General features: G+C 73.2%; 3 protein-coding genes and 1 pseudogene. 1 reads left to right on the plus strand and 3 read right to left on the minus strand.

Translation table 11 applies throughout. The features are described 5' to 3' along the window. Both G3I40_RS13225 and G3I40_RS13230 read right to left on the minus strand, forming a co-directional pair. Nucleotides 1-223: pseudogene (locus G3I40_RS13225) on the minus strand (aminoglycoside phosphotransferase family protein); the annotation flags it as partial. A 6-nt stretch (nt 224-229) separates the two neighbouring features. Next, a complete protein-coding gene (locus G3I40_RS13230; RefSeq protein WP_164302359.1) occupies nt 230-1,357 on the minus strand; it encodes an aminopeptidase P family protein in 1,128 nt (375 codons plus the stop codon). A gap of 237 nt (nt 1,358-1,594) precedes the next feature. Here G3I40_RS13230 and G3I40_RS13235 point away from each other — a divergent pair, with 237 nt between their 5' ends. Further along, nucleotides 1,595-2,347 (plus strand): metallophosphoesterase, encoded by a 753-nt coding sequence (locus G3I40_RS13235; protein WP_164302360.1) that lies wholly within the window; start codon nt 1,595-1,597, stop codon nt 2,345-2,347. Between the two features lie 52 nt (nt 2,348-2,399). Here G3I40_RS13235 and G3I40_RS13240 read toward each other — a convergent pair. Then, on the minus strand, nt 2,400-2,731 hold a 332-nt coding region (locus tag G3I40_RS13240; RefSeq protein WP_164302361.1), incomplete at its 5' end, for a PDZ domain-containing protein.

Consider the following 2,731-nt stretch of genomic DNA (forward strand, 5'->3'; position numbering starts at 1 on the left):
CGGCGACGTGGGTCCGCACGAGATCCCGCAGCCGCAGCTCGCGGCGCAGGCGCAGCGAGACCGGGCCGTCGGGGGCGAGGCGCAGCACGTGCCGGGCGCCGACCCACCACGTGGAGTGCTCGCCGCCCTCGGTGACGGGCCGCAGCTCGGCGCCGCCGCCGTCCGGGAGCAGGGTCTCCAGAAGACGGCGGACCGTGTCGGTGCGCGGATGCTGCTGCGGCACGGCCGCTCAGCCCACGATCGCCATGTCCCGCGCGGTCGCGTTGAGGCGGCGTCCGCCGTCCTCGGTGACCGTGACGATGTCCTCGACGCGGACGCCGAAGCGGCCGGGAAGGTAGATGCCGGGCTCGACGGAGAAGCACATGCCCGGCACCAGTTCCTGCTCCTCGCCCTCGATCATGTACGGGGGTTCGTGCGTGGTGACGCCGATGCCGTGACCGGTGCGGTGGATGAAGTACTCGCCGTACCCGGCGTCGGTGATGACCTTGCGGGCGACCCGGTCGACGTCCTGGCAGGCGATGCCGGGCCGCACGGCGTCACAGGCGGCGGTCTGTGCCGCGCGCACGACGTCGTGGACCTCGCGCTCCTCGGCGGTGGGTTCGCCGACGTGCACGGTGCGGGTGGTGTCGGAGCCGTAACCGTGCTTGAGGCCGCCGAAGTCGAGGACGACCATGTCCCCGTCCTGGATGACGCGATCACTCGCCTCGTGGTGCGGGTTGGCCCCGTTCGGCCCGGACCCGACGACGGTGAAGTCGACCTGCGAGTGCCCGAACTTCCGCAACAGGGAGGCGAGTTCACGGGCGATGTCGTTCTCCTCGCGCCCGCTGAACCTGACCTTCCTGATCTCCTCGTACGTCGCGTCGGCGGCGGCGCCCGCGGCCGCGAGGCGCTCCAGCTCGGCGGCGTCCTTGACCCCGCGCAGCATCGGCAGGGCCTCGGTCAGGGAGACGTACGAGGTGTCGGGCAGGGTGTGCTGCAGGCCGAGCAGGTGCATGGCCCAGGCGTTGTCGCTGACGCCGAAGCGGCCGGTGACGTCCAGCAGCGGCGCGGTGACCGCGTACGGGTCCTTGCCGTCGGTCCAGTCCCGCAGGGTCATCGCGGCGGCGCCCGCGGCCTTGGCGGCGTCGGGCGCTTCCAGGGTGGGCACGACGAGGGTCGGCTCCTGCCCCGCGGCGAGCACGAGGAGGGTGAGCCGCTCGGTGTCGGCCGGTACGTGGTAGCCGGTGAGCCAGACCAGGTCGGGTCCCGGCGCGACGAGCACCCCCGCGAGCCCGGCGTCGGCCGCGGACCGCGCGGCACGGTCCATGCGGGCCTTGTAGTCGGCGGCGGTGAAGGGTGCGGGTGTACCGGTCGTCATGGCCGGGCCTCCTTGGCGTAGCGACACATACGGGCGAGGGGCCTACGGCAGCATCCTGCCCGGCGGCGGGAAGGGGCGCGAGTCCGCCCCACGGCCCGCCCATCGTGGGGTCACGCGCGCGTACGGCACCAGCGATTAACGGTAAAGCATTGCCTACCCGTTAGCGCTAATGGTTAGATCCCAACAATCCGTTAACCTTTGGCCGCTCGTCGCGGACTCTTCGAAGGACGTACGCCCATGCTCGTGCTGGCCCAGATCAGCGATCTGCACCTGGACGGAACCCCCCGCGCCACCGAGCGGGCGCGCCGCGTCCTCGCTCACCTGCGGGCCCTGCCGGGGCCCGTGGACGCCCTCCTGGTCACCGGTGACATCGCGGACCACGGCGCCGAGGCGGAGTACGAGGAGGCGGCGGAGCTGTTCGGGCTGCACGGCCCGGCCGCGCCGTTCCCCGTCCTGACCTGCCCCGGGAACCACGACAGCCGCGTCGCGTACCGCAAGGCCCTGCTGCGCGAGCCCGCGGCCGAGGGGCCCGTGAACCGCGCGCACCGGGTGGGCGGCGCCGCGATCCTCATGTGTGACTCCAGCATCCCGGGCGCGGACGAAGGGGCGCTCGACGAGGAGACGTACGCCTGGATCGAGGAGGAACTCGACGCGCTGGACGGCGACACGCCCGTCCTGCTCGCCTTCCACCACCCGCCGCTGGCCCTGCACCACCCGCTGCCCGACAGCTATCAGTTGACCCAACCCCGCGCCCTGGCAGGCCTGTTGGAGCGCCGGCCGGAGATCGTCGCCGTCATCACGGGGCACGCGCACACTCCGGCGGCGACGACGTTCGCCGGGCGCCCGCTGATGGTGGGGCCCGGCGTGACGTGGACGCTGCGGCTGCCCTGGGAGGGCGAGCAGATCGCGGACCGGGAGGCGCCGGTGGGCCTCGCCTTCCATGTGCTGGACGACGCACGGCGGTTGACGACACACTTCCGCACGGTCTGAAGGCCTGAACGGGCTGGGCGGACCGAAGGGGCCGGCCGCCCTCGGTGGCAGCTCACGTCACCACTCCCGGTGTGACCGCCAACTCCTGTCGCTGGCCGCTGTCATGACGGACCTTCAGCTTCAGCTGGTGGCCCGGGCGGGCGTCCGACACGACCGCCGCGAGGTCGCTCGCCGACCCGATGCCCGCCTTGCCGAGGCTCAACAGGACGTCGCCGCGCACCAGTCCGGCCGTGTAGCCGGGGCCGGGCACGTGCACGGCGACCACGAGCGCGCCGGGCCCCTGGGGCGCGTCGACCACCTCCACGCCGAGACTGGCCCGCACGGCTGCCGCGGTCGGCGGCGTGGGAGTGCGGCTCGGGGCCGCTACGGGCGGCTTCGCGTGCG

Origin of the sequence: Streptomyces sp. SID14478 (assembly GCF_010548525.1) — a bacterium.
Taxonomy (GTDB): domain Bacteria; phylum Actinomycetota; class Actinomycetes; order Streptomycetales; family Streptomycetaceae; genus Streptomyces.